This is a genomic window from Neisseria mucosa (assembly GCA_003028315.1).
Taxonomy (GTDB): Bacteria; Pseudomonadota; Gammaproteobacteria; order Burkholderiales; family Neisseriaceae; genus Neisseria; species Neisseria mucosa.
Window position 1 is genome coordinate 1,066,311 of sequence record CP028150.1, and the last position, 20,648, is coordinate 1,086,958.

The 20,648-nt window shown below is 50.8% G+C and carries 25 protein-coding genes, 2 tRNA genes and 1 pseudogene; 16 read left to right on the top strand and 12 right to left on the bottom strand.

What is annotated here, in order from left to right:
- The first annotated feature begins 172 nt into the window (after nucleotides 1-172).
- The gene (locus NM96_05245) at nucleotides 173-865 is read left to right on the top strand and encodes an IS481 family transposase (GenBank protein ID AVR78817.1); all 693 of its coding nucleotides are present in this window, start codon (nucleotides 173-175) and stop codon (nucleotides 863-865) included.
- A gap of 284 nt (nucleotides 866-1,149) precedes the next feature.
- Here NM96_05245 and NM96_05250 read toward each other — a convergent pair whose 3' ends face one another.
- The gene (locus NM96_05250) at nucleotides 1,150-1,986 is read right to left on the bottom strand and encodes a pantoate--beta-alanine ligase (GenBank protein ID AVR78818.1); all 837 of its coding nucleotides are present in this window, start codon (nucleotides 1,984-1,986) and stop codon (nucleotides 1,150-1,152) included.
- A gap of 8 nt (nucleotides 1,987-1,994) precedes the next feature.
- Here NM96_05250 and NM96_05255 point away from each other — a divergent pair, with 8 nt between their 5' ends.
- Nucleotides 1,995-2,201, top strand: a complete 207-nt coding sequence (locus tag NM96_05255) for a choline transporter (GenBank protein AVR78819.1) — start codon at nucleotides 1,995-1,997, stop codon at nucleotides 2,199-2,201.
- Here NM96_05255 and panB read toward each other — a convergent pair.
- The 7 genes and pseudogenes from panB to NM96_05290 all read right to left on the bottom strand — a co-directional run bounded on the left by panB (nucleotide 2,158) and on the right by NM96_05290 (nucleotide 6,391).
- On the bottom strand, nucleotides 2,158-2,946 hold the full coding sequence (panB, locus tag NM96_05260; protein ID AVR78820.1) for a 3-methyl-2-oxobutanoate hydroxymethyltransferase: 789 nt from the start codon (nucleotides 2,944-2,946) through the stop codon (nucleotides 2,158-2,160). The two genes, NM96_05255 and panB, sit on opposite strands and share 44 nt — an antisense overlap.
- A gap of 132 nt (nucleotides 2,947-3,078) precedes the next feature.
- Nucleotides 3,079-3,154 (bottom strand) — tRNA-Thr (locus tag NM96_05265).
- Nucleotides 3,155-3,190: 36 nt separating this feature from the next.
- Nucleotides 3,191-3,266, bottom strand: a tRNA-Thr gene (locus tag NM96_05270).
- A 331-nt stretch (nucleotides 3,267-3,597) separates the two neighbouring features.
- Entirely contained in the window at nucleotides 3,598-3,789 is a 192-nt protein-coding gene (locus tag NM96_05275; protein AVR78821.1) for a hypothetical protein, read from the bottom strand.
- Nucleotides 3,790-4,209: 420 nt separating this feature from the next.
- Nucleotides 4,210-5,190 (bottom strand): hypothetical protein, encoded by a 981-nt coding sequence (locus NM96_05280; GenBank protein AVR78822.1) that lies wholly within the window; start codon nucleotides 5,188-5,190, stop codon nucleotides 4,210-4,212.
- Nucleotides 5,187-6,014: a phage baseplate protein gene (locus tag NM96_05285; protein ID AVR78823.1), complete on the bottom strand. Its 828-nt coding sequence runs from the start codon at nucleotides 6,012-6,014 to the stop codon at nucleotides 5,187-5,189. The genes NM96_05280 and NM96_05285 overlap by 4 nt, the downstream gene beginning before the upstream one ends.
- A gap of 25 nt (nucleotides 6,015-6,039) precedes the next feature.
- Nucleotides 6,040-6,391: pseudogene (locus NM96_05290) on the bottom strand (hypothetical protein).
- A 187-nt stretch (nucleotides 6,392-6,578) separates the two neighbouring features.
- Between NM96_05290 and NM96_05295 the strand changes: the two are divergent.
- The 3 genes from NM96_05295 (at nucleotide 6,579) to NM96_05305 (ending at nucleotide 9,371) form a co-directional block, all read left to right on the top strand.
- Nucleotides 6,579-7,520 (top strand): tRNA (adenosine(37)-N6)-dimethylallyltransferase MiaA, encoded by a 942-nt coding sequence (locus NM96_05295; protein ID AVR78824.1) that lies wholly within the window; start codon nucleotides 6,579-6,581, stop codon nucleotides 7,518-7,520.
- Between the two features lie 6 nt (nucleotides 7,521-7,526).
- Nucleotides 7,527-8,258, top strand: coding sequence for a cytidine deaminase (locus tag NM96_05300; protein ID AVR78825.1), 732 nt, complete (start codon nucleotides 7,527-7,529; stop codon nucleotides 8,256-8,258).
- Between the two features lie 135 nt (nucleotides 8,259-8,393).
- On the top strand, nucleotides 8,394-9,371 hold the full coding sequence (locus NM96_05305) for an IS30 family transposase (protein ID AVR78826.1): 978 nt from the start codon (nucleotides 8,394-8,396) through the stop codon (nucleotides 9,369-9,371).
- 175 nt (nucleotides 9,372-9,546) lie between these two features.
- Here NM96_05305 and crcB read toward each other — a convergent pair whose 3' ends face one another.
- On the bottom strand, nucleotides 9,547-9,909 hold the full coding sequence (crcB, locus tag NM96_05310) for a fluoride efflux transporter CrcB (GenBank protein AVR78827.1): 363 nt from the start codon (nucleotides 9,907-9,909) through the stop codon (nucleotides 9,547-9,549).
- A 205-nt stretch (nucleotides 9,910-10,114) separates the two neighbouring features.
- On the opposite strand from crcB, the gene NM96_05315 reads away from it, so the two are divergent.
- Together NM96_05315 and hpnC are read left to right on the top strand one after the other, a co-directional pair.
- Nucleotides 10,115-10,678: a serine hydrolase family protein gene (locus NM96_05315; GenBank protein ID AVR78828.1), complete on the top strand. Its 564-nt coding sequence runs from the start codon at nucleotides 10,115-10,117 to the stop codon at nucleotides 10,676-10,678.
- Nucleotides 10,679-10,782: 104 nt separating this feature from the next.
- Complete coding sequence (gene hpnC / locus NM96_05320; protein ID AVR78829.1) at nucleotides 10,783-11,598, top strand: squalene synthase HpnC; 816 nt, start codon at nucleotides 10,783-10,785, stop codon at nucleotides 11,596-11,598.
- 317 nt (nucleotides 11,599-11,915) lie between these two features.
- Here hpnC and NM96_05325 read toward each other — a convergent pair whose 3' ends face one another.
- Nucleotides 11,916-13,325, bottom strand: a complete 1,410-nt coding sequence (locus NM96_05325) for a sel1 repeat family protein (protein AVR78830.1) — start codon at nucleotides 13,323-13,325, stop codon at nucleotides 11,916-11,918.
- A 227-nt stretch (nucleotides 13,326-13,552) separates the two neighbouring features.
- On the opposite strand from NM96_05325, the gene NM96_05330 reads away from it, so the two are divergent.
- The 5 genes from NM96_05330 (at nucleotide 13,553) to NM96_05350 (ending at nucleotide 15,511) form a co-directional block, all read left to right on the top strand.
- Nucleotides 13,553-13,984, top strand: coding sequence for a type II toxin-antitoxin system RatA family toxin (locus NM96_05330; GenBank protein ID AVR78831.1), 432 nt, complete (start codon nucleotides 13,553-13,555; stop codon nucleotides 13,982-13,984).
- Nucleotides 13,977-14,252 carry an RnfH family protein gene (locus NM96_05335; protein AVR78832.1) on the top strand — a complete coding sequence of 92 codons (276 nt, stop codon included), beginning with the start codon at nucleotides 13,977-13,979 and terminating at the stop codon, nucleotides 14,250-14,252. The genes NM96_05330 and NM96_05335 overlap by 8 nt, the downstream gene beginning before the upstream one ends.
- A 66-nt stretch (nucleotides 14,253-14,318) precedes the next feature.
- Entirely contained in the window at nucleotides 14,319-14,897 is a 579-nt protein-coding gene (locus tag NM96_05340; GenBank protein AVR78833.1) for an aminoacyl-tRNA hydrolase, read from the top strand.
- A gap of 27 nt (nucleotides 14,898-14,924) precedes the next feature.
- Nucleotides 14,925-15,131 (top strand): dioxygenase, encoded by a 207-nt coding sequence (locus NM96_05345; protein AVR78834.1) that lies wholly within the window; start codon nucleotides 14,925-14,927, stop codon nucleotides 15,129-15,131.
- On the top strand, nucleotides 15,128-15,511 hold the full coding sequence (locus NM96_05350) for a hypothetical protein (GenBank protein ID AVR78835.1): 384 nt from the start codon (nucleotides 15,128-15,130) through the stop codon (nucleotides 15,509-15,511). The genes NM96_05345 and NM96_05350 overlap by 4 nt, the downstream gene beginning before the upstream one ends.
- 89 nt (nucleotides 15,512-15,600) lie before the next feature.
- Here NM96_05350 and NM96_05355 read toward each other — a convergent pair whose 3' ends face one another.
- Complete coding sequence (locus tag NM96_05355) at nucleotides 15,601-15,870, bottom strand: HU family DNA-binding protein (GenBank protein ID AVR78836.1); 270 nt, start codon at nucleotides 15,868-15,870, stop codon at nucleotides 15,601-15,603.
- 28 nt (nucleotides 15,871-15,898) lie between these two features.
- Between NM96_05355 and NM96_05360 the strand changes: the two genes are divergently transcribed.
- Entirely contained in the window at nucleotides 15,899-16,081 is a 183-nt protein-coding gene (locus NM96_05360) for a hypothetical protein (GenBank protein ID AVR78837.1), read from the top strand.
- On the opposite strand, the gene NM96_05365 is transcribed toward NM96_05360, so the two are convergent.
- On the bottom strand, nucleotides 16,055-18,517 hold the full coding sequence (locus NM96_05365) for an endopeptidase La (protein AVR78838.1): 2,463 nt from the start codon (nucleotides 18,515-18,517) through the stop codon (nucleotides 16,055-16,057). The two genes, NM96_05360 and NM96_05365, sit on opposite strands and share 27 nt — an antisense overlap.
- Before the next feature lie 199 nt (nucleotides 18,518-18,716).
- Between NM96_05365 and NM96_05370 the strand changes: the two genes are divergently transcribed.
- Genes NM96_05370 through lipA form a run of 3 tightly spaced genes read left to right on the top strand, consistent with a single transcriptional unit; the run spans nucleotide 18,717 to nucleotide 20,588 of the window.
- Nucleotides 18,717-18,983 carry a DUF493 domain-containing protein gene (locus NM96_05370; GenBank protein AVR78839.1) on the top strand — a complete coding sequence of 89 codons (267 nt, stop codon included), beginning with the start codon at nucleotides 18,717-18,719 and terminating at the stop codon, nucleotides 18,981-18,983.
- Nucleotide 18,984: 1 nt separating this feature from the next.
- Nucleotides 18,985-19,602, top strand: coding sequence for a lipoyl(octanoyl) transferase LipB (locus NM96_05375; protein AVR78840.1), 618 nt, complete (start codon nucleotides 18,985-18,987; stop codon nucleotides 19,600-19,602).
- Entirely contained in the window at nucleotides 19,602-20,588 is a 987-nt protein-coding gene (gene lipA / locus NM96_05380; GenBank protein AVR78841.1) for a lipoyl synthase, read from the top strand. The genes NM96_05375 and lipA overlap by 1 nt, the downstream gene beginning before the upstream one ends.
- The last annotated feature ends 60 nt before the right edge of the window (nucleotides 20,589-20,648 follow it).

The following is a 20,648-nucleotide window of genomic DNA, read 5'->3' on the forward strand; positions in this document are numbered from 1 at the left end:
CATCTTTTTTATTCTTGACATTATGAAAACCGTGCGTGTTTGTACTATAACGGACAAACTTAGCATTAACGTGGCAATACTGGTGCAAATCGAAACGTAAAGAAGCAACGACAACCGTAAACTGTAGAAACCAGTAACGTTGTTTACAGTATTTCCAGGAGAATACTGAAACATGAACATGCACAAAAACACCCGCCTCACACCGCACCACCGCCAAGCCATTTGGCTGGCCTACACGCAGGAAAAGGAAAGCGTCACCTCTCTGGCACGCCGCTACCAAGTCAGCCGCGTCACCATTTACCGCGCCCTTAAAGCCGCAAGGGCCAAGCTGCTCAAACCGCAAACCAGTACCAACAACCGTTTCAAACAGGCAAAGTACGGAATGAAACGCCTGGCCAAGGTAGAACGCAGCATTCAGGAAAAACTCAAAAAGCAGGCCAAACGCTACAATAAATCCTACCCCGGAGAGCTGGTGCATCTCGACACCAAACGGCTGCCGCTGCTCAAAGGGCAGAAAGCCACCGATAAGCGGGATTACCTGTTTGTCGCCATCGACGATTTCTCAAGGGAGCTATACGCCGCCATTTTGCCGGACAAAACCGCAGACAGCGCCGCCAAGTTTCTGACCGAACACCTGATTGATCCCTGCCCATACCTGATTGAGTGCGTTTACTCCGACAACGGTACGGAATACAAAGGCTCGGCCAACCATGCTTTCGGTGTAGCCTGTTACGAGAACGGGATTGGTCAAAAGTTTACCCGGGTTGCCCGTCCGCAGACCAACGGTAAGGCGGAGCGGGTTATCCGTACCCTGATGGAGATGTGGCATGAGAAACAGTCGTTTGAGAGTCCGGAACACCGGTAAAAGGGGTTGTGTTGCTTTGTTAATTTTTATAACACGGTGAAGCCGCACCGAAGTTTGAACGGTGATACGCCGTTTGAGGTCTTGCAGGCTTATTTTTCTCAACCTGTTGTGTAAACAATGCGACGATTTCCTACAATTAAAATATCTACTTCGTCATTCTTACCCTTCCTATGCTGGAATAAACGTAGCGGCATAAGTTTACTGATTTTAATCTGTAATACCTATAAAAAAGGTCGTCTGAAAACAAAAATCCGTTTTCAGACGACCTTTTTCCATTCCAACAATCAAGCCAAGCTGACTTCCAAGTTGTCAATCAGACGCGTCGTTCCCAAGCGGGCGGCGGCGAGGACGACGAGGGCTTTGTCGCCGGTGCGTGCGACGGCGAGGCTCTCGGCATGGCGGATTTCGACGTAATCAACCACCCAGCCGGCTTCGGTCAGGCGGCGGACGGTTTCTGTTTCCAGTCCGACATAATCGAGATTGCCGTTTTTGAGTTCGGCGGCGACGCGCTGCAATTCGCGGTACAGACGCGGGGCTTCGGCGCGCTCGGCTTCACTGAGGTATTGGTTGCGGCTGGAAAGTGCAAGTCCGTCGGGAGCGCGACCGGTATCGACGGGAACGATGTCGATATTGAAATTCAGGTCTTCGACAAAGCCTTTGATAATCGCCAACTGCTGGTAGTCTTTTTTGCCGAAGCAGGCGGTATCGGGTTGGACGATGTTGAACAGTTTGCTGACGACAGTAGCGACACCGCGGAAATGACCGGGGCGGAATTTGCCGCACAATTCGTTTTGGAGGTTGGGCGGTTCGACGTTGAAACGTTGCTCGACATTGGGATACAGCTCTTTTTCGTCGGGCGCGAACACGACAGCTACGCCTTCGTTGGCGAGTTTGTCGGCGTCTTGCTGCAAGGTGCGCGGGTATTTGTCGAAATCCTCGCCCTGTCCGAATTGTAGGCGGTTGACGAATATGCTGACGACGACGTTGTCGGCGCGTTTTTTGGCTTCGCGAACAAGGGCGAGATGGCCTTCGTGCAGATTGCCCATAGTCGGCACAAGGGCAACGCTGCCTGCGTTTTTGCGCCATTCGCGTAATTCTTTAATGGTATGAATGATTTGCATGGTGGAAAATGTCCTTTATCTTTTTCGGGATTGCGGCGCGCAGCCACTATGTTTTGTCAGCCCGAAAATCACGCGCCGATTATACGCTGGGAACACGGACAAACAAAGGTCGTCTGAAATTCGGTTTTCACGATGAAAACCTTTTCAGACGACCGTTTTTAGTTATAAACATCAAGCAAACGAATGTTCCGCAGCGGGGAAGGTTTTGGCTTTGACTTCATGGACATAGGCTTCAACGGCGGCTTGGATGCTGTCTTTGCCCTGCATGAAATTTTTGACGAATTTGGCAGTTTTGCCCGGAAAAATGCCGAGCATATCGTGCATGACCAAAACTTGTCCGTCGCAATCCACACCTGCGCCGATGCCTATGGTCGGGCAAGAGACGGTTTCGGTTACTTTTTTCGCCAATTCCGCCGGCACGCATTCCATCAATACGATGGCAGCACCCGCTTGGTCGTGTGCTTTCGCATCTGCCAACAAGGCTTCCGCCTTATCGCCCCGCCCTTGCACTTTATATCCGCCAAACGCAAACACGGACTGCGGGGTCAAGCCGATATGGGCGCAGACGGGAATGCCGCGCATTTGCAGGAATTCGGTGGTTTCCGCCATCCAAACGCCGCCTTCAAGTTTGACCATATGCGCGCCTGCCGCCATCAGTTCGGCAGCGGCGGCAAACGCCTGTTCTTTACTCTGCTGATACGCACCGAAAGGCAAGTCGCTGACAATCATCGCGTTTTCCGTACCGCGCGCGACGTTTTCGGTGTGGTAACACATATCGCGCAGGCTGACGGGCAGCGTGGATTTTCGCCCCTGCACGGTCATGCCCAAGGAATCGCCCACCAGCAAAACATCGACTCCGGCGTTATCCATCAACGCGGCAAAGCTGGATTCATAGGCGGTCAGCATGGCGATTTTTTCGCCTTCTGCCTTCATCTTTTGCAGTGTGTTCACAGTAATCATTAGAATGTGTTCCGCCTTTTTCAGACGACCTTTTAGATTAAAACGGGCTATTATAGTGAAATGGCCGCCGCCCTGCCACCCGAACGGCAAACGCAAAACAGCCCGACTGCTTTCACAATCGGGCTGTTTGATTGGTGCCGGCACCAAGAGTCGAACTCGGGACCCCCTGATTACAAGTCAGGTGCTCTACCAACTGAGCTATACCGGCTTACTGAAATACCTTGCGGCACCTTCAGCGATAAACTGGTGCCGGCACCAAGAGTCGAACTCGGGACCCCCTGATTACAAGTCAGGTGCTCTACCAACTGAGCTATACCGGCAAAGAAGCCGAATTATGCCGTTAACTGCCCCACTTGGCAATAGCTTACTGCCCACAAAGTAAATTTTTATAAAAAATATCTGATTTAAAAAGAAATTTATTTCAAGCGTAATGATTACCCCATATATAAACCAAGCCGCTCAGGCATATAGCCGAAAGGTCGTCTGAAAAACACCCGCACAAAAAGCATTTCAGACGACACTTGTAAGCCGCCGCCACCTTTTGCACTTTGTTACATTAACTTTTGCACTCGGTGCGTTTTAAAAGTTGCGGCAGCTTTTGCACTATCGAATAGCAGAAAATAACAAAGCGACGGAAACGCCGCTTTGTTATTACCAGTTACAAATAATGTAACTCTTTGCCTTGACAATAATCTTGCCAGCGATAACAGCCTCGACAGCAGGCAAGAAATGTGCACCGCCGTCATGAGGCAGAGATAACGGCATAATCCCGTCTTTTTGAGCCTGTTTGTCAGCCTCATTTGGCGTGATTCCAGTATCCGCCCAAATCTGCTCTGACAACATGTACGACTCAATGTCATATACGTTTTCGCCGTACGTTGTGCGTATCCACTTGTTTAGCTCATCTTTAAGCTGATGGCGTTAGGGATGTTCTTCTTTAGACCATTCCGCCTTGTTATCAGCCCAAATAGGCAAGACAATATATCGAGGTGTATCTTTTGGCTGTACAAGGGCGATACACTTTTGGATGTACCCTTTAACACGCTCTAACTCCGCCTGCCAATTGCCCCAGTTAGCGCCGTTAACATCGTTTTTACCAGTGGCAAGGACGCCAATGCCATCGATGCCGCCACTATTTTTAGGCGTACGGGATATTTATCGCCTACAACGACACTATGGGACTGGTTGTAGCGCAGGTAGATTTTGACATTTGCAGACTGCCCTACGATAGAGACTTCAATTCCGCCCAATAATGACAAAATTTTAATGCAAAATGAATGGATTCACATTTTCGCCGTAAACCAATTCTCCCTCTACAAACACATTCTGGCCTTTTGCTGGAATGGTATCGACATTAAATTTAACATCAACAGGAGACCCATCCATCGACATAAGCGCATAGGATGCCAAGCTGCCGCCTTGGGCATTGTTGATAACTGGGATGTTATCGTCTTTTGCTACTTTTATTGCGTGGTCTCCAATGCGCGCATTTGTCGAGTCGCCAAAAAAGCTGATACTGCGCTTGAGGTTGGCAAATCGATTAGCGGCTGGCTGGCTTTGCACGGCTCCATCGCTATTTGCCGGTGGGTTAGCTGACTCTCCGTTTGCATCGAAGTGGCCGCCCGCGCTGAGATACCGTTCGCCCGACTTGGAGCGAATCAGGTCGAAAATTTTGTCCTTATTAAAGCCGGGGAACTGGGTAATATGTTCGGTAATCAGGCTGTTGTTAAGATAGCAATCATTATCGACTATCGGATAGGTCGTGCTGTTCAGACCGGCCTCCGCCGTACCTTTTTCGGCCAATCCGGTACCAATGTGAGGACGCTCCTTCGTCCACCCATCAATGGGGCGGAACAGCATCTTATCTAAATCAGCCCCGCGAACGTAACCATATTTGAGATATGCTCGGGTGCGGATATTACCGCCATGAATAATGCGGTTACCATCAGACCCGTCGCACAAGTGGAATACGTCTTGCCCCATCTCCTCGACGATAAACCACGCCTTACTGAAGTCGATAGTATTAAACATAAATCGTCGAAGCGACAAACACGATTGACCACCATGCAGGGTCATCGTGATGGGATGAGGCTGACCATTAAGCTTAACGCCACGGCTGACCGTACGGTTGTCCTCTCCATAAAAATCCGGCGCATAGCCTTTATTTTTGGTCGTCGGGAACACGCCACCGCGGGAGCTTATGTATACGTTTGACGGCAGCTTGTCCAAAAACGCCTGGATCAACTGCACAATTTTTTCAGGGCTTCTTCCGGCCGCTTATTGGTTTCGTACCAGCGCGTGCGCACCTTGTTTTTCAAATCCGCAGGCAGCGCGTCCTCAACGTAGTCCTGTACTTTTTTAACCGTCTCGTCTGAAGGGAGTCCGTTTTCGGATGTGATGACCACATCCACAGTCCCTAAGCCTCGGCGCAACGGGTGCACATAAGCCGCCGTAACGCCGTCAACGCTCAATGCCCAATTTTGGTAGTCGTACTTGTTGCCTCCTGCAGGCGGACGGCGCAGAATTTCCAACAGCCGCGCCAAGAGCGAGGCGTCGGTTTCGCCGTCCGTACCGCCCTGAGCCGATACGGTGCAGTCAGATGACACGCTAACCGGAGCCGCCATCATCTCGGCAGCCTTTTCGCGGGTGTTCGCCGCCGCACCTGCTTCCAATGCTGTGATTCTGACCCTGCCTATGCCACTTGCGCCGATTTCGCCTGCGAAACGTACCTGATACATCCGATTGCCTGCTCTGATTTGCATTCCAGCAGCAATGCGGCTGCCCGCAATGCCTGTCAACACCGCTTCACCCGTGGTGGTAGTCGGATTTCGTCGGTAAATACCGCGCATGGCGGCGTGCCGCTCCAAATAATCGCTGTCCGCCGTATCCGGGAAAATCTGGCGCGCAATCCAGTGCTGGTGTGCGTACTGCCCCGACGTGCAGCTAGCCAAACGGCTGGCGTGGACGAAATGGTCGCTGTCCTCGCTGACGTCTGCCGACGGCCAAATACTCTTCGTATCGCGCAGTATCGCTTCGCGGATTTCCTCGAATGTCGGGGTTTTAAACACGGGTCAATTGCCTTTTAAATCGGTTTTAAATCAGGGGGACTTTATGGCTGGCTGTGTAATCAAACGTTCCTGCGGAGGTTTGGACGCGGATACGCAGTATCAGACCGCCGCTTTCTGGTTGCTCAGCCCTGACGTCTATACTGTCAACCCTGCCGCTGTTGACGATTGGCTGTAAGGCTTCTGACGCATACTGCTCCGCCAACAGGCGGACGCGCTCCAAGTCTTTCTCACGCTGCAACAGGTGCAGCAGCGAGCCGACTGTCTTCCGCCCACCAACTCCCCAAAGGCGTCAGCAGGCGGATATAAACTGCGTTTTGCAGGTTGTCGGTCGTGCGACCTGTGTAGTCGCCGCTGCTTGTGTCCAGTTGCTTGTCCATGTTGGCATTGTCCTGTTTTCAGACGGGCTATCGGAGCATAAGTGTTTCAACCCCTTAAACAAAAAGCCGTCCCTTTCGGGTGGCAATATATAAGGTCGTCTGAAAATATCGTTCCTCAATCCAACGCCGAACCGTTTTCAGACGACCTTTTGCTATAATCCGTCCGTTTCCCCACGCCCCTTTTGATATGAACACCCCAAAAGCCTTTGCCATCCTCGGCCCGACTGCCGGCGGGAAAACCGCCCTTGCCTTGAAAATCGCCGAAGCCCTGCCGGTCGAAATCATCAGCCTCGATTCCGCGCTGGTGTACCGCGATATGGACATCGGCACGGCAAAGCCGACGGCTGCCGAGCTTGATGCCGTACCGCACCACCTTATCGACATCATCCCGCCGACGGAGTCTTACAGCGCGGCGGAGTTTGTCGGCGATTGCGTGCAGCTGGCGGAGGAAATCCGCGCGCGCGGCAGGCTGCCTTTGATAGTCGGTGGCACGATGATGTATTTCCACGCGCTAACCGAAGGCTTGAACGACCTGCCCGAAGCCGATGCCGCCATTCGTGCCCGGTTGCAGGAAGAAAAACAACGATACGGCTTGGCGCATCTGTATCAAAACCTGCAAACCATAGACCCTGAAACTGCAGGTCGTCTGAAACCGAACGACAGCCAACGTATCGAACGTGCTTTGGAAGTGTACCGCCTGACCGGCAAGCCCTTGAGCGCGCATTTTGCCGAAAAAGCCGACTACACCCCGCCGCTCGACCTCTGCACCACCGCCCTGATTCCTGAAAACCGCGCCTTGCTGCATGAAAATATCGCCTGCCGTTTCACGCAAATGCTGGAACAAGGCTTCATCGACGAAATGCGCGCCCTGCGCCAAAAATATCCCGAGCTGACCGCCGATATGCCCGCCATGCGCTGCGTCGGCTACCGGCAGGCATGGGATTACCTCGAAGGCTTGACCGATTACGACACCTTTGTCGAAAAAGGTATTGCCGCCACCCGCCAGCTTGCCAAGCGCCAACTCACTTGGCTGCGCAAAATCCCATTGGCGCACAGCATCGACCCCTACACTGACGGCAACCACGTTCAGACGACCTTAGCACTCGTGCGCCGCCATTTCCAAATTTAAAACGCTATGCCGACCCTGTTGACCACGCCGCCCGTCGCCCCGCAAACCTTAGCCGCCCTGCAAGCCCTCGGCATCCGCAGCGTAGAGGAGCTGCGTGACATCGGTTCCGTCCAAGCCTTTCTGCTGCTCAAAGCTGCCGGACTGACCGTCACCCGCAGCACGCTTTGGCAACTCGAAGCCCTGCTGCTCGGCATCAAACCGCAAGAGCTGCCGCAAACGCAGAAAACCGCTTTGGAACAAGCCCTTAAAAACCATCCGCCCGTCGCCGTTTTCCCCACGTCGTCTGAAATGGAAACCTTCATGCGCGCTGCCTTGATGCAGGCAGAACAATCCGCCCGCATCGGCGAAATCCCCGTCGGCGCGGTCGTCGTTTCCAACAACCGAATTATCGCCGCCGCCCACAACACCTGCGTCAGCGACCACGACATCAGCCGCCACGCCGAAATCCGCGCCCTTGCCGCCGCAGGTGCCGCCCTCCAAAACTACCGCCTCGACGGCTGCGACCTCTACATCACGCTCGAACCCTGCGCCATGTGTGCCTCCGCCATCATCCAAGCCCGCGTCCGCCGTGTCATCTACGGCGCAGCAGAACCCAAAACCGGCGCGGCGGGCAGCGTTGTCAATCTGTTTGCCAACCCGCTGCTGAACAAACACACGGCAATCAAAGGCGGCATTTTGGAAGGCGAATGCAAAGCCGTTTTACAGGCGTTTTTTCAGACGAGGCGGAAACAGTATTAAGCGCAAAAAAGGTCGTCTGAAAACTTAAATCCAAGATTTCAGACGACGGCGGATTCGCATTTGAAGTGCAACTTTCCATAACAGAAAAAGGCCAGTATGCGGTAGCATACGGCCTTTCCTGCAAGAAAGATTGCCATGAGCTACACACAACTGACCCAAGATGAACGATACCATATCCAATACCTGTCCCGCTACTGCACCGTCGCCGAAATCGCCAAACAACTTAACCGCCACAAAAGCACCATCAGCCGAGAAATCAAGCGGCACTGCATCCAAGGACAGCAATACAGCGCCGAAAAAGCACAGAAGCAAAGCCGGCTGACCAAACAGCACCGGCGAAAACCCTATAAGCTCGATTCGCGGCTGGTTCAACACATCGACACCCTTATCCGCCGCAAACTCAGTCCCGAACAAGTATGCGCTTACTTACGCAAACACCACGGGATCACACTCCATCACAGCACCGTTTACCGCTACCTTCGCCAAGACAAAAGCAACAGCGGCACTTTGTGGCAACACCTCAGAATATGCAGCAAACCCTACCGCAAACGCTACGGCAGCACATGGACCAGAGGCAAAGTGCCCGACCGCGTCGGCATAGAAAACCGACCTGCTATCGTCGACCGGAAAACCCGCATCGGCGATTGGGAGGCCGACACCATCGTCGGCAAAAATCAGAAAAGCGCGTTATTGACCTTGGTCGAACGCACTACCCGCTACACCATCATCTGCAAATTAAAGAACTTAAAAGCCGAAGACACTGCCCGGGCGGCCATTAGGGTATTAAGGGCATATAAAGCCAGAGTCCACACCATCACCATGGATAACGGCAAAGAGTTCTACCAACACACCAAAATAGCCAAAGCATTGAAGGCGAAAACCTATTTTTGCCGCCCTTACCATTCGTGGGAAAAAGGGCTGAATGAGAACACCAACGGACTCATCCAACAATATTTCCCCAAACAAACCGATTTCCGAAACATCAGCGATCGGGAGATACGCAGGGTTCAAGATGAGTTGAACCACCGGCCGAGAAAAACACTTGGCTACGAAACGCCAAGTGTTTTATTCTTGAATCTGTTCCAACAACCGGTGCCCTGGTGTTGCACTTGAAATCCGAATCCAAGGAACTTTTTACGGCAAGCAGTAAAGCAACGCTAGCACAACCCTAAATATAGTGGATTAAATTTAAATCAGGACAAGGCGACGAAGCCGCAGACAGTACAGATAGTACGGCAAGGCGAGGCAACGCCGTACTGGTTTAAAGTTAATCCACTATAGTTTTGCCTCATTTCAAACAATGGGCCAACCAAATGCCCGCTGCCGTCAATATAAACGAACCGCCGACATGGAGGCATACGGATAATGCAGCAGCCACCCACCGCCCCTCCTGCATCATAGCCACCGTCTCAAGGGAAAAAGAGGACAATGTGGTCAGACTGCCTAAGAAACCGGTAATCAACAGCAAACGCCATTGAGGATCTGCAACCCATTCGGCACAAAATCCGATAAGCAAAGCCCCTATCCAGTTTGCAGCCAGCGTCCCCCAGCCCAAAAGCGGCGCAACGGGAAGCAGTAGACCAAGTATCCAACGCAACACCGCGCCGACAACCGCCCCTAGGGTGACCGGAAAAATATTTAAGAAGTTCATAATCAAATTAAAAACAAACTGAAATTACCGTACGCAAGGTTGTCTGAAAATAAAAATACCGATTTCTTCAAGCTTTTTACAGACATACTTGCTTAGATTGCAACCAAAGTTCAAATTACTTTTACCAAAGGTAACGATAAAACTGAAATAAACGATGAGTGTTATAATAAGTAAATTGTAGGTCGTCTGAAAAGGAGTAATCGACATGCCCCGACGCGTCTTTATCGTACACGGTTTTGAAGGCAATCCGCACGGCAACTGGTTTGACTGGCTCTCGGCACAAGTCCGCGCCGCAGGCTTCCAAGCCGACTCGCTGGCGATGCCCAATCCCGAACGGCCGACCGTTTCTTCTTGGCAGTTCGCCCTCGACCAACACATCGGCAAACCCGACGAAAGCACCTTCTTAGTCGGACACAGCCTAGGCTGCATCACCCTTCTGCACTTCCTCAGCCGTCAGCAGCCCGAAAAAATCGGCGGCTTAGTACTGGCGGCAGGATTCGCTGACCCACTGCCCCCTCTGCCCGTCCTTGATGCCTACATAAAAGGGGCCGCGCCCGAATTCGACATCCTGCGCAAAATCCAAATGCCTAAACACTGCATTGTCTCCGACAACGACACCCACGTTCCGCCCGAATTGACCTTGAGTATGGCGGAAAAACTCAAAAGCCCCGTTACCCACATCGCCAAAGGCGGACACCTGATGGCATCCGACGGCTTCACAGAACTGCCGCAAGCTTGGGAAGTATTGAAACCGATGCTTACGGGCTAGAATATCAGCCGTCAAGCACTTCAAATTTCACATTACAGGGCATCTGCCCGCAAAAAAACGAATCGACATTCTATCACCTGCAATACCTGAATCCCGAATCCATCATGTCCGTCAACCATTACGAAAATTTCCCCGTCGGCTCGCTTGTCATGCCGCGCCGCCTGCGCAAGCCTACCCATGCCGTTTACACTTTTGCGCGCACTGCGGACGACCTCGCCGATGAAGGCAATGCCGAGGCCGATGAACGCTTGCGCGCTTTGGACGAACTCAAATCCGAACTCGACCGCATACAGCGCGGTGAAGCGCCGCTGACCCCGCTAATGCAACGTTTGCAACGTGAAGCCATCGCGCCTTTCAAGCTGCCACTGCAGCCGTTTTACGATCTTTTGTCCGCATTCAGTCAAGATGTTGTCAAAACCCGTTATCAGGATTTTGGCGACCTGATCGATTACTGCCGCCGTTCCGCCAATCCGGTCGGGCGCATTATGCTGCACCTGTACGGACAAACCGACGAAGTCAGCATCGCCCAAAGCGATGGCATCTGTACCGCGTTGCAACTCATCAACTTTTGGCAGGACGTTGCCGTCGATTGGCAGAAAGGCCGTGTTTATATCCCGCAGGACGACTTGCAAAAATTTAACGTCAGCGAAGCGCAAATCGCCGAAGGTAAAGCAGATTTTGCGTTCCAAAGACTGATGGCGTATGAATGCAACCGCGCGTTCCAAATGCTCAAAGGCGGTTCGCCCTTGGGTAAAACGCTGAAAGGCCGTTTGGGATTTGAATTGCGGATGATTATTGTCGGCGGACAACTGATTTTGCAGAAACTGGACGGCTGCAAATACGATATGTTTACACAACGCCCTATTTTGGATAAAAAAGATTGGCTGATTATTTTGAAACGGGCATTCTTGAAGAAATAAACCGGCCGGCGCAAAAGGTCGCCTGAAAACTCAGCTTCAAGGCTGTTTTCAGACGACCTCATCACAGCCCTCTCATCAAATGTATCTTGAAAAATAGTTACCTTATCCTCGTTTGTAGTGAGAATACATCGCCAACCTAATCAATAATTTCAAATCGTAAAAATTATTCTCTTTGAACTTGGCAAGGCAACGTCCTACTTGTTAAACCCGCCATAAACTCATTTACTTGGGATATACATAAATCAAACGTTGTCTGAAAGCCTGACGGTTTTCAGACAACGTTTAATATATGATCTATTGAAACGCCGACATTCGGCTTAAGCCACTGCCTGCCGCCATTGCGCCAAAAGCTGCTTCAATACATCAGGCTGATCGTGTCCGTTGCGGATAGCGGCTTCCAACCATTTACACGCTTCATCTGCATCATGCGCTATGCCCGTTCCGTTAAAATAAAGGCAGGCAAGATTGTATTGCGCCATTGCATCATGGTTTAGTGCCGCTTTTTCGAACCATTCTGCCGCCTTGGCATAATTCTGTGCCGTACCGTGTCCGTTGTAATACATCATGCCCAAATTGGTCTGCGCCTTCCCATGACCCAATAAAGCCGAACGTTCATACAGCCTCAACGCTTCCGAATGATCGGGATGGCGGTTCAAACCATAATGCGCGGCAAACGCCTGCTGATAAAGTTGCTCTGCTTCCTGCTTCTTCAAAGCTTTTTCTTTTGCTTCAGCATATTCCTCAGACTTATTGCCCAAGGCAATATCGGCAAGTAGTTTCTGATGTGCCTGCATATTTCCTTTATCCGCTGCCTGACGGTAATAGCGCCGTGCCTTCATAGGGTCGGGAAGCACACCCAGACCATAACGGTAAATATCGCCCAAAATCCTTAAGGCTTCGGAATGCTGCTGTGCAGCCGCTTTTTCCGCATACGCATGAGCCTTGCCGGTATTGCGTTCCACCCATTTTCCCAATAGGTAAATTTCTGCCAATCTTACCTGTGCGTCGCTGCTGCCTCCTCTTGCCGCAGCCTTCAAACGGTGTATGGCCTCTATCGGATCAGTTTCCAGCAGTAAATCCGCCAACATGGTTTGTGCGGCAGCAATCCCGCTATCAGCTGCATGGCGCAGATGAACGACGGCAAGCTGCTTGTTCGGTTCGGTTCCCTGTCCCAATTTATATTGCAATCCAAGCTGCCAATGTGCTGCAGGAAAATCTTGCTCCGCAGCTTGTCGGTAAAACAAATGTGCCTGAGCAAAATCGGGAGGCGAGGCATATTGATGGTGTTGCGCTAAAAAGTATAATGCCTGCGGATGATGCTGAGCGGCAGCCATGTACGCCCATTGCAACGCCTCTTCATGCCGCCCACCGTCATGCAAACTCCGCATCAGTTTAAGCTGGGCATGGATAATACCTTCTTCAGCCAGCTCCTTGTAAGCCGCCATCAATGTATTGAAAGGCATGCCTTGTGATTCTTGAATCTGGAGCAGATTGTATCGAGCATAAGGATGCCCGCTTCCCGCCGCCTGCTGCATCAGTCTGATACCTGCCTGCCTATCCGCCGAAATCCCTAAGCCCTGCAACAGACAGCCTGCAAGTTGAAATGCGGATTCCGCATGCCCGGCTTGCGCAGCCTGACGCAACAAAGGAACGGCTGCTTCAAAATCAGGAGGTGTCCTAGCCAAATGTGAAATTGCTTCCCTGTAAAATGTGTCAGCGGTATTCATTTTTATAATCCGATTTATCTAAAATGCGCCGGATAATTAATTTTTCTTGTTTTATGCTATACAAACCAACCGGCGGCCAAGTCGCGCAAGTTTATCAGAATTTTGCCCCCTTGTTTATTCTATTATAATAATTCTTTTATTCTCAAATATATAATACGGTAAAGTGTCGTCTGAAAAAGACGGTAAACTCGTTTATAATACGATTTTTCTTTCAGGCCGTTTTAACCATGAAAAAGGTTGAAAAAAACGTATTGGTGCTGCACAGCGCAAAACAGATGTTCGACTTGGTCGATAAAGTTGAGGACTATCCAAACTTTCTCCCATGGTACAGTAAAACCGAAGTCATAGAGCGCAAAGATAAGGAACTCAAAGCGCGGCTGTTCATGGACTATATGGGTGTGCGTCAATCTTTTGCGACACACAACCACAACATTCCCGGCTCGGAAATCCGTATGGACTTGCTGGAAGGCCCTTTCAAAACCTTGCGCGGTACATGGAAGTTTATCGATTTGGGCGGTGATATGTGTAAAATCGAATTTCGTTTGGAATATGATTTTTCCAATATGCTGCTTTCTACCGTCATTTCCCCCGTATTCAACCACCTCTCCGGTACGCTGGTCGATGCATTCGTCAAAGAGGCAGACAGACGCTATGCTTGAAATCGAAATTGTTTACGGAACGGCTGAAAAACAGATATTGCGCTCAATCCGTATTGAGCAAGGAGCAACCGCAAGGACGGCTGTGCGTCAAAGCGGCTTGGATAAAGATTTTCCTGAATTGGATTTGAATGCGGCCCCTTTGGGTATTTTTGGGAAAAGAGTCAAAGATGACGTTTTGTTGCGCGACCGAGACCGTATCGAGATATACCGCCCTTTACTGATTGACCCGAAAGAAGCAAGACGCAAACGGGTCGGTAAAACCAAATAAAATGCTTGAAAAGGTCGTCTGAAAACCGTTTGCTGTTTTCAGACGACCTCTCTTTGAGGAAACACAATGTCAAATAAAATCAAAATGATTGTAGGACTGGGAAATCCCGGTTCGGAATACGAACAAACGCGCCACAATGCCGGATTCTGGTTTATCGACGAATTGGCATGGCAATATAAAGCTACTTTAAAAGAAGAAAAAAAATTCTTCGGCTCAGTAGCCCGCATCAGCATATCCGGCTCAGACTTATGGCTTTTAAAACCTTCAACATTTATGAACCGCTCCGGTCAGGCAGTAGCCGCGCTGGCGCAATTCTACAAAATCAAGCCTGAAGAAATCCTGGTCGTCCATGACGAACTGGATATACCGTGCGGCAGGATAAAATTTAAATTGGGTGGGGGAAACGGCGGTCATAACGGCTTAAAAGACATTCAGGCACGCTTGGGAACGCCTGATTTTTACCGCCTGCGCTTGGGTATCGATCATCCGGGAGACCGAAATCTGGTTGTCGGCTATGTCCTGAATAAACCCAGCCCGGAACACAGGCAGCAAATTGATGAAGCCATCAATAAATCATTAAAAGCCGTTCCCATGCTGTTAGCCGGAGAATGGGAAGAAGCCGTACGTTTTTTACACAGCAAATAAATTTCAGACGACCTTTGGGAGCAAACAATGAATGAGCTTCTAGAATTAATTCAAACAGAATCTGTCGGAACGGTAGAAGAAACACTGGACTTTTTCTTATACGAATGCAGCTTGGACGAAGCACCGACCATTGAAGAAGTCAAACTATGGCGTGATGAACTGGACAAACGGGGGGATAAATTTATCCGTTTGTCCGCCATCTGCCAAAAATGGCTGGATGAGGAAACACAATGAAACTGCCTTTGAATAAGTTTACCTTGTTAGCAGCAGCTTGGTTTGCAGCAAGTATTTACGCATTACTTTTCAAAGAGTCCGGCAATGCGCCCCCTCCCTTTCCCAATTTCGACAAGGTTGCCCATTTCATTACGTTCTTTGCACAAACATGGTTAATAGCCAAAATCTTTTTAGCCGAGCAAAAACACGTGCCTTATAAAAAACTATTGATATTCGCCTTATTGTTTGCCTTCTTTAGCGAATGGGCTCAAGCAACGTTTACAACGACAAGGGAAGGCTCACTTGGAGACGGAATAGCAGATATGCTTGGCACAATGGCTGCCTTATGGTTTGCCAAAAAGGTAGAGACTGCAAAATTACAGAATCAAAAGCCTATCTGATGCCATATTCGAATACTGAAAACTTCTTAGGCAGTCTATAAAATAAAAAACCGATTCCCCATATGGAATCGGTTTTTTACAAGGGAAAATTACAGGGCATCTTTCAATGCTTTACCGGCACGGAATTTAGGAGTTTTAGCAGCAGCGATGGTCAGAGGCTCGCCGGTTTTAGGGTTGCGGCCTTGACGTTCTGCGCGTTCGCCAACGTAGAAAGTACCGAAACCGACCAGAGTTACGGTGTCGCCTTTTTTCAGAGCGTTGGTTACAGCATTGGTAGTGGCATCCAGAGCTTTTTGGGCGGCAGCTTTAGAAATGCCGGCTTCTTGAGCAATTGCTTCGATCAATTCAGACTTATTCACAATCAGTCCCTTCCTATCGTTGAAAATAATGAAATGCCCGAATACTCGGGGCTTCGTACTTTTGAGTACCTTTGCGCTTTATAGCAATTCTGAAAATACCGTGTCAAGCAAAAAATGCGGAATTGCCCTATTTTACAGGCTTTCAAGGCAAACCCGCATCTTTTGCAACACATTTTTTACAAAATCAGTGTTTGGTCGCTTTCGCCCTTGACTTAGGCTTGGAGGCTTCAACCTGCGCCTCTTCGGTACTTAAAGGCGCAACCCAAGGTGTCGGCTGGCTTTCCAAGCCCAAAGCGAGGACTTCGTCTATCCATTTGACCGGATGGATGGTCAGGCCGGTTTTCACGTTTTCAGGGATTTCTTCCAAGTCTTTGACGTTGTCTTTCGGAATCAGGACGTGTTTGATGCCGCCGCGCAAGGCAGCCAACAGTTTTTCCTTCAAACCGCCGATTGGCAAAACTTCGCCGCGCAGGGTGATTTCGCCTGTCATTGCCACATCGGCGCGCACCGGAATTTTGGTAAAGGCAGATACCATCGCCAAGGTCATGGCGATACCTGCGCTCGGGCCGTCTTTCGGCGTTGCACCTTCGGGAACGTGAACATGGATGTCTTTTTTCTCGTAAAAATCAGGAGCCAAACCCACTGATTCTGCACGGGAACGGACAACAGACCATGCCGCGGACACAGATTCCTTCATCACGTCGCCCAACTGGCCGGTACACTGGATCACGCCCTTGCCCGGCAACGCCACGGCTTCGACAGTCAGCAATTCGCCGCCGACTTCCGTCCACGCCAAACCGGTAACCTGTCCGATACGGTTTTCACTTTCGGCAACGCCGTAATCGAAGCGGCGCACGCCCAAGTAGTCATGCAGGTTTTTCTCATTGACTTTAACCGCCTTAGGCTTGGCTTTGCTGGTTTTTTTGGTTTCAGACGACCTCTTCTTATCTTCGTTCAAGGTAATCTGCATCACCACCTTGCGGCAGATTTTAGCAATCTCGCGATCGAGCGAACGCACACCGGCTTCACGGGTGTAATAACGGATGATATCGCGTACCGCACTTTCTTCGACGACCAATTCGCCTTCTTTCACGCCGTTGCGTTTCATTTGTTTCGGCACGAGATACTGCATGGCGATATTGATTTTCTCGTCTTCGGTATAGCCGGACAAACGGATGATTTCCATGCGGTCGAGCAACGGAGTCGGGATGTTCAAGCTATTAGATGTGGCGATAAACATCACATCGCTCAAGTCGTAATCCACTTCCGCATAATGATCGGCAAACTTGTTGTTTTGCTCAGGATCGAGCACCTCAAGCAACGCGCTGGCGGGATCGCCTCGGAAGTCGCTGCCCAATTTGTCGATTTCGTCGAGCAGGAACAGCGGATTCTTCACGCCTGCTTTAGCCATGTTTTGCAGGATTTTGCCGGGCATAGAGCCGATATAGGTACGGCGGTGGCCGCGGATTTCGCTTTCGTCGCGCACGCCGCCCAAAGCCATGCGGACGTATTGGCGGCCTGTTGCTTTGGCAATGGATTCGCCCAAAGAGGTTTTACCCACCCCCGGAGGACCGACCAAACACAGAATCGGACCTTTGAGTTTGTCCATACGTTTTTGGACGGCGAGGTATTCCAAAATCCGTTCTTTGACTTTTTCCAAGCCATAGTGGTCGGCGTTCAACACCAAATCGGCTTTGGCGATGTCTTTGCTGACACGGGATTTTTTCTTCCACGGCAGCTCAAGCAAAGTATCGATGTAGTTGCGTACCACGGTGGATTCCGCAGACATAGGCGGCATCATTTTGAGTTTTTTCAGTTCAGACAGACATTTCTCTTCGGCTTCTTTGGTCATGCCCGCTTCTTTGATTTTTGCTTCCAACGCATCCAATTCGCCGCGTTCGTCTTCTTCGCCCAATTCTTTCTGAATCGCTTTCACTTGCTCGTTCAGATAATACTCGCGCTGGGATTTTTCCATCTGGCGTTTGACGCGGCCGCGGATGCGTTTTTCGACCTGCATGATGTCCAGTTCGGATTCCAACTGGGCAAGCAGAAACTCCATACGGCCGATAATGCCGAAGGTTTCCAAAATCTGCTGACGCTGCTCCAGTTTCAACTGCAAATGCGCCGCAATCGTGTCCACCAAACGGCTGTTATCATCGATACCGTTGATGGTATTGATGATTTCGGCAGGGATTTTTTTATTTAACTTGGCGTATTGGTCAAACTGGGTAAGCAGCGTGCGACGAATGGCTTCAATATCGGGATTGTCCGCATCCGCATACTCGTTGACAGCTTCAACATGTGACAGGAACAACCCGCCGCTCTCTTCAATGGTCAACACCCTGCCGCGCCGGATACCTTCGACCAACACTTTTACCGTGCCGTCAGGCAGCTTCAACACCTGCAAAACCTGCGCGACCGTACCCGTACGGTGCAAATCGGACGCAGTCGGATCTTCGGTGTTCGGGTCGATTTGCGCCAGCAAAAATACCGGATCGTCATTCGCCATTGCCGCTTCCAATGCCGCAATGGATTTCGGGCGGCCCACAAACAGCGGCAACACCATGTGCGGATAAACGACGACATCGCGTAAAGGCAAGGTTGCCAGTGCGCTGTATTCCTCAAAATGTTTTTCTTTTGTCGGCATATTGTTCTCTACTTGGTAATAAATTCGGAATGTGGCCTAAATTGGGATGGAAAAGCGTATTTCAAGACTTGAAAAAGCCGATGTACGCTTCTATTTTTATCGGCAACTTTTTGCGATAAAATACACGCCGTTCGAGGTCGTCTGAAAGGCTGGAACTTTTCAGACGACCTCTCGGCATACAGCATATCAGGAGTCAGCCATGACCGACCAAACCTCACTCATCGAATTCCCCTGCCAATTCCCCATCAAAGTCATGGGCAACGCGCATCCCGAATTTGAAAAAAATATCTTGGAAACCGTCCGCCAGCACGCGCCCGATACCGAACCCCACCACATCACCACCCGCCAGAGCAGCAAGGGCAACTATACCGGCGCAACCGTCAAAGTAAACGTCGAAAGCAAAGAGCAACTGGACAAAATCTACCGCGCCCTGACCGATCACGAAATGGTGAAAGTGGTGTACTGATATGAAAATCGTGCAGAAAGGCATGGTCGAGTACCAACCGACTTTCGAAGCCATGAAAGCGTTCAACGCAGCCCGCGACGAACATACCGAAGACGAATTATGGGTGGTCGAGCATCCGCCCGTCTTCACACAAGGCCTGGCAGGCAAACCGGAACACCTCCTGATCCGCGACGACATACCCGTCGTCCAAATCGACCGGGGCGGACAAATCACTTATCACGGTCCCGGCCAGTTGGTCATTTACACCATGATCAACTTCAAACGCCGCAAAACCAGCGTCCGCAACATCGTCTCCACGCTTGAAAACAGCATCATCGCCACGTTGGCGGAATACGGAATCGAAGCGGCGGCAGACCCGAAACGCCCCGGCGTTTATGTCGGCGAGCGCAAAATCGCCTCACTCGGCTTGCGCATCAAAGACGGTTCCGTCTATCACGGCCTGGCATTAAACGTAAACATGGACTTAAGCCCGTTTACCCACATCAACCCCTGCGGCTATGCCGGCATGGAAATGACACAAATCGCGGATTTTGTCCAACCCTGTCCCACCTTGGACGAGGTTGCACAAAAACTGACCGCACACCTCGAGACACAACTCACACCGAAAGCGAACAATTAATGAGCGAAATCAAAGTTGACGATCCCAAACGCGGCGTCAAACTCAAAGGCGCGGATAAAACCGCCCGAATCCCCATCAAAGTCGTCCCCCTTCAGGAAAAACTGAAAAAGCCCGAATGGATACGCGCCAAGCTGCCGTCACGTAAATTCTTTGAAATCAAAGACATTTTGCGCGAACAAAAAATGCACACCGTTTGCGAAGAAGCCTCCTGCCCGAACATCGGCGAATGCTTCAGCAAAGGCACAGCGACCTTCATGATTATGGGCGACATTTGTACCCGTCGCTGTCCGTTCTGCGACGTAGGACACGGCCGCCCGAATATGCTCGACCCCGACGAACCGAAAAACCTCGCAGAATCCGTCAAAGCCATGAACCTGCGTTACGTCGTCATCACTTCCGTTGACCGCGACGACCTGCGCGACGGCGGCGCACAGCATTTCGCCGACTGCATCAAAGCCATCCGCGAAACCAGTCCGAACACCAAAATCGAAATCCTCGTTCCCGACTTCCGCGGCCGCTTGGACATCGCGCTGAAAATCCTTGCCGAAACCCCGCCCGACGTGATGAACCACAATTTGGAAACCCATCCGAGCCTGTACAAAAAAGCCCGTCCGGGTGCCAACTATCAACACTCCCTCGACCTGCTGCGCCGCTACAAAGAAATGATGCCGCACATCCCGACCAAATCCGGCATCATGGTCGGCTTGGGCGAGACAGACGAAGACGTGCGCGAAATCATGCGCGATATGCGGGCGCACAATATCGAGATGATTACCATCGGCCAGTACCTCCAGCCTTCAAACGGACACCTGCCCGTCTTACGCTATGTTACGCCCGACCAGTTCAAAATCTTTGAAAAAGAAGCGTACGAACTAGGCTTCACCAACGCCGCCATCGGCGCCATGGTCCGCTCAAGCTACCATGCCGACGAGCAGGCTGCCGAAGCATTACGCGAAAGTCATGGTGGCGGTTGCGGTCATCATTGATAAATGGAAAAGACGTAAGTAATTTTAGTATTGCTTACACTGTTCGCTTTTTTGCATGAC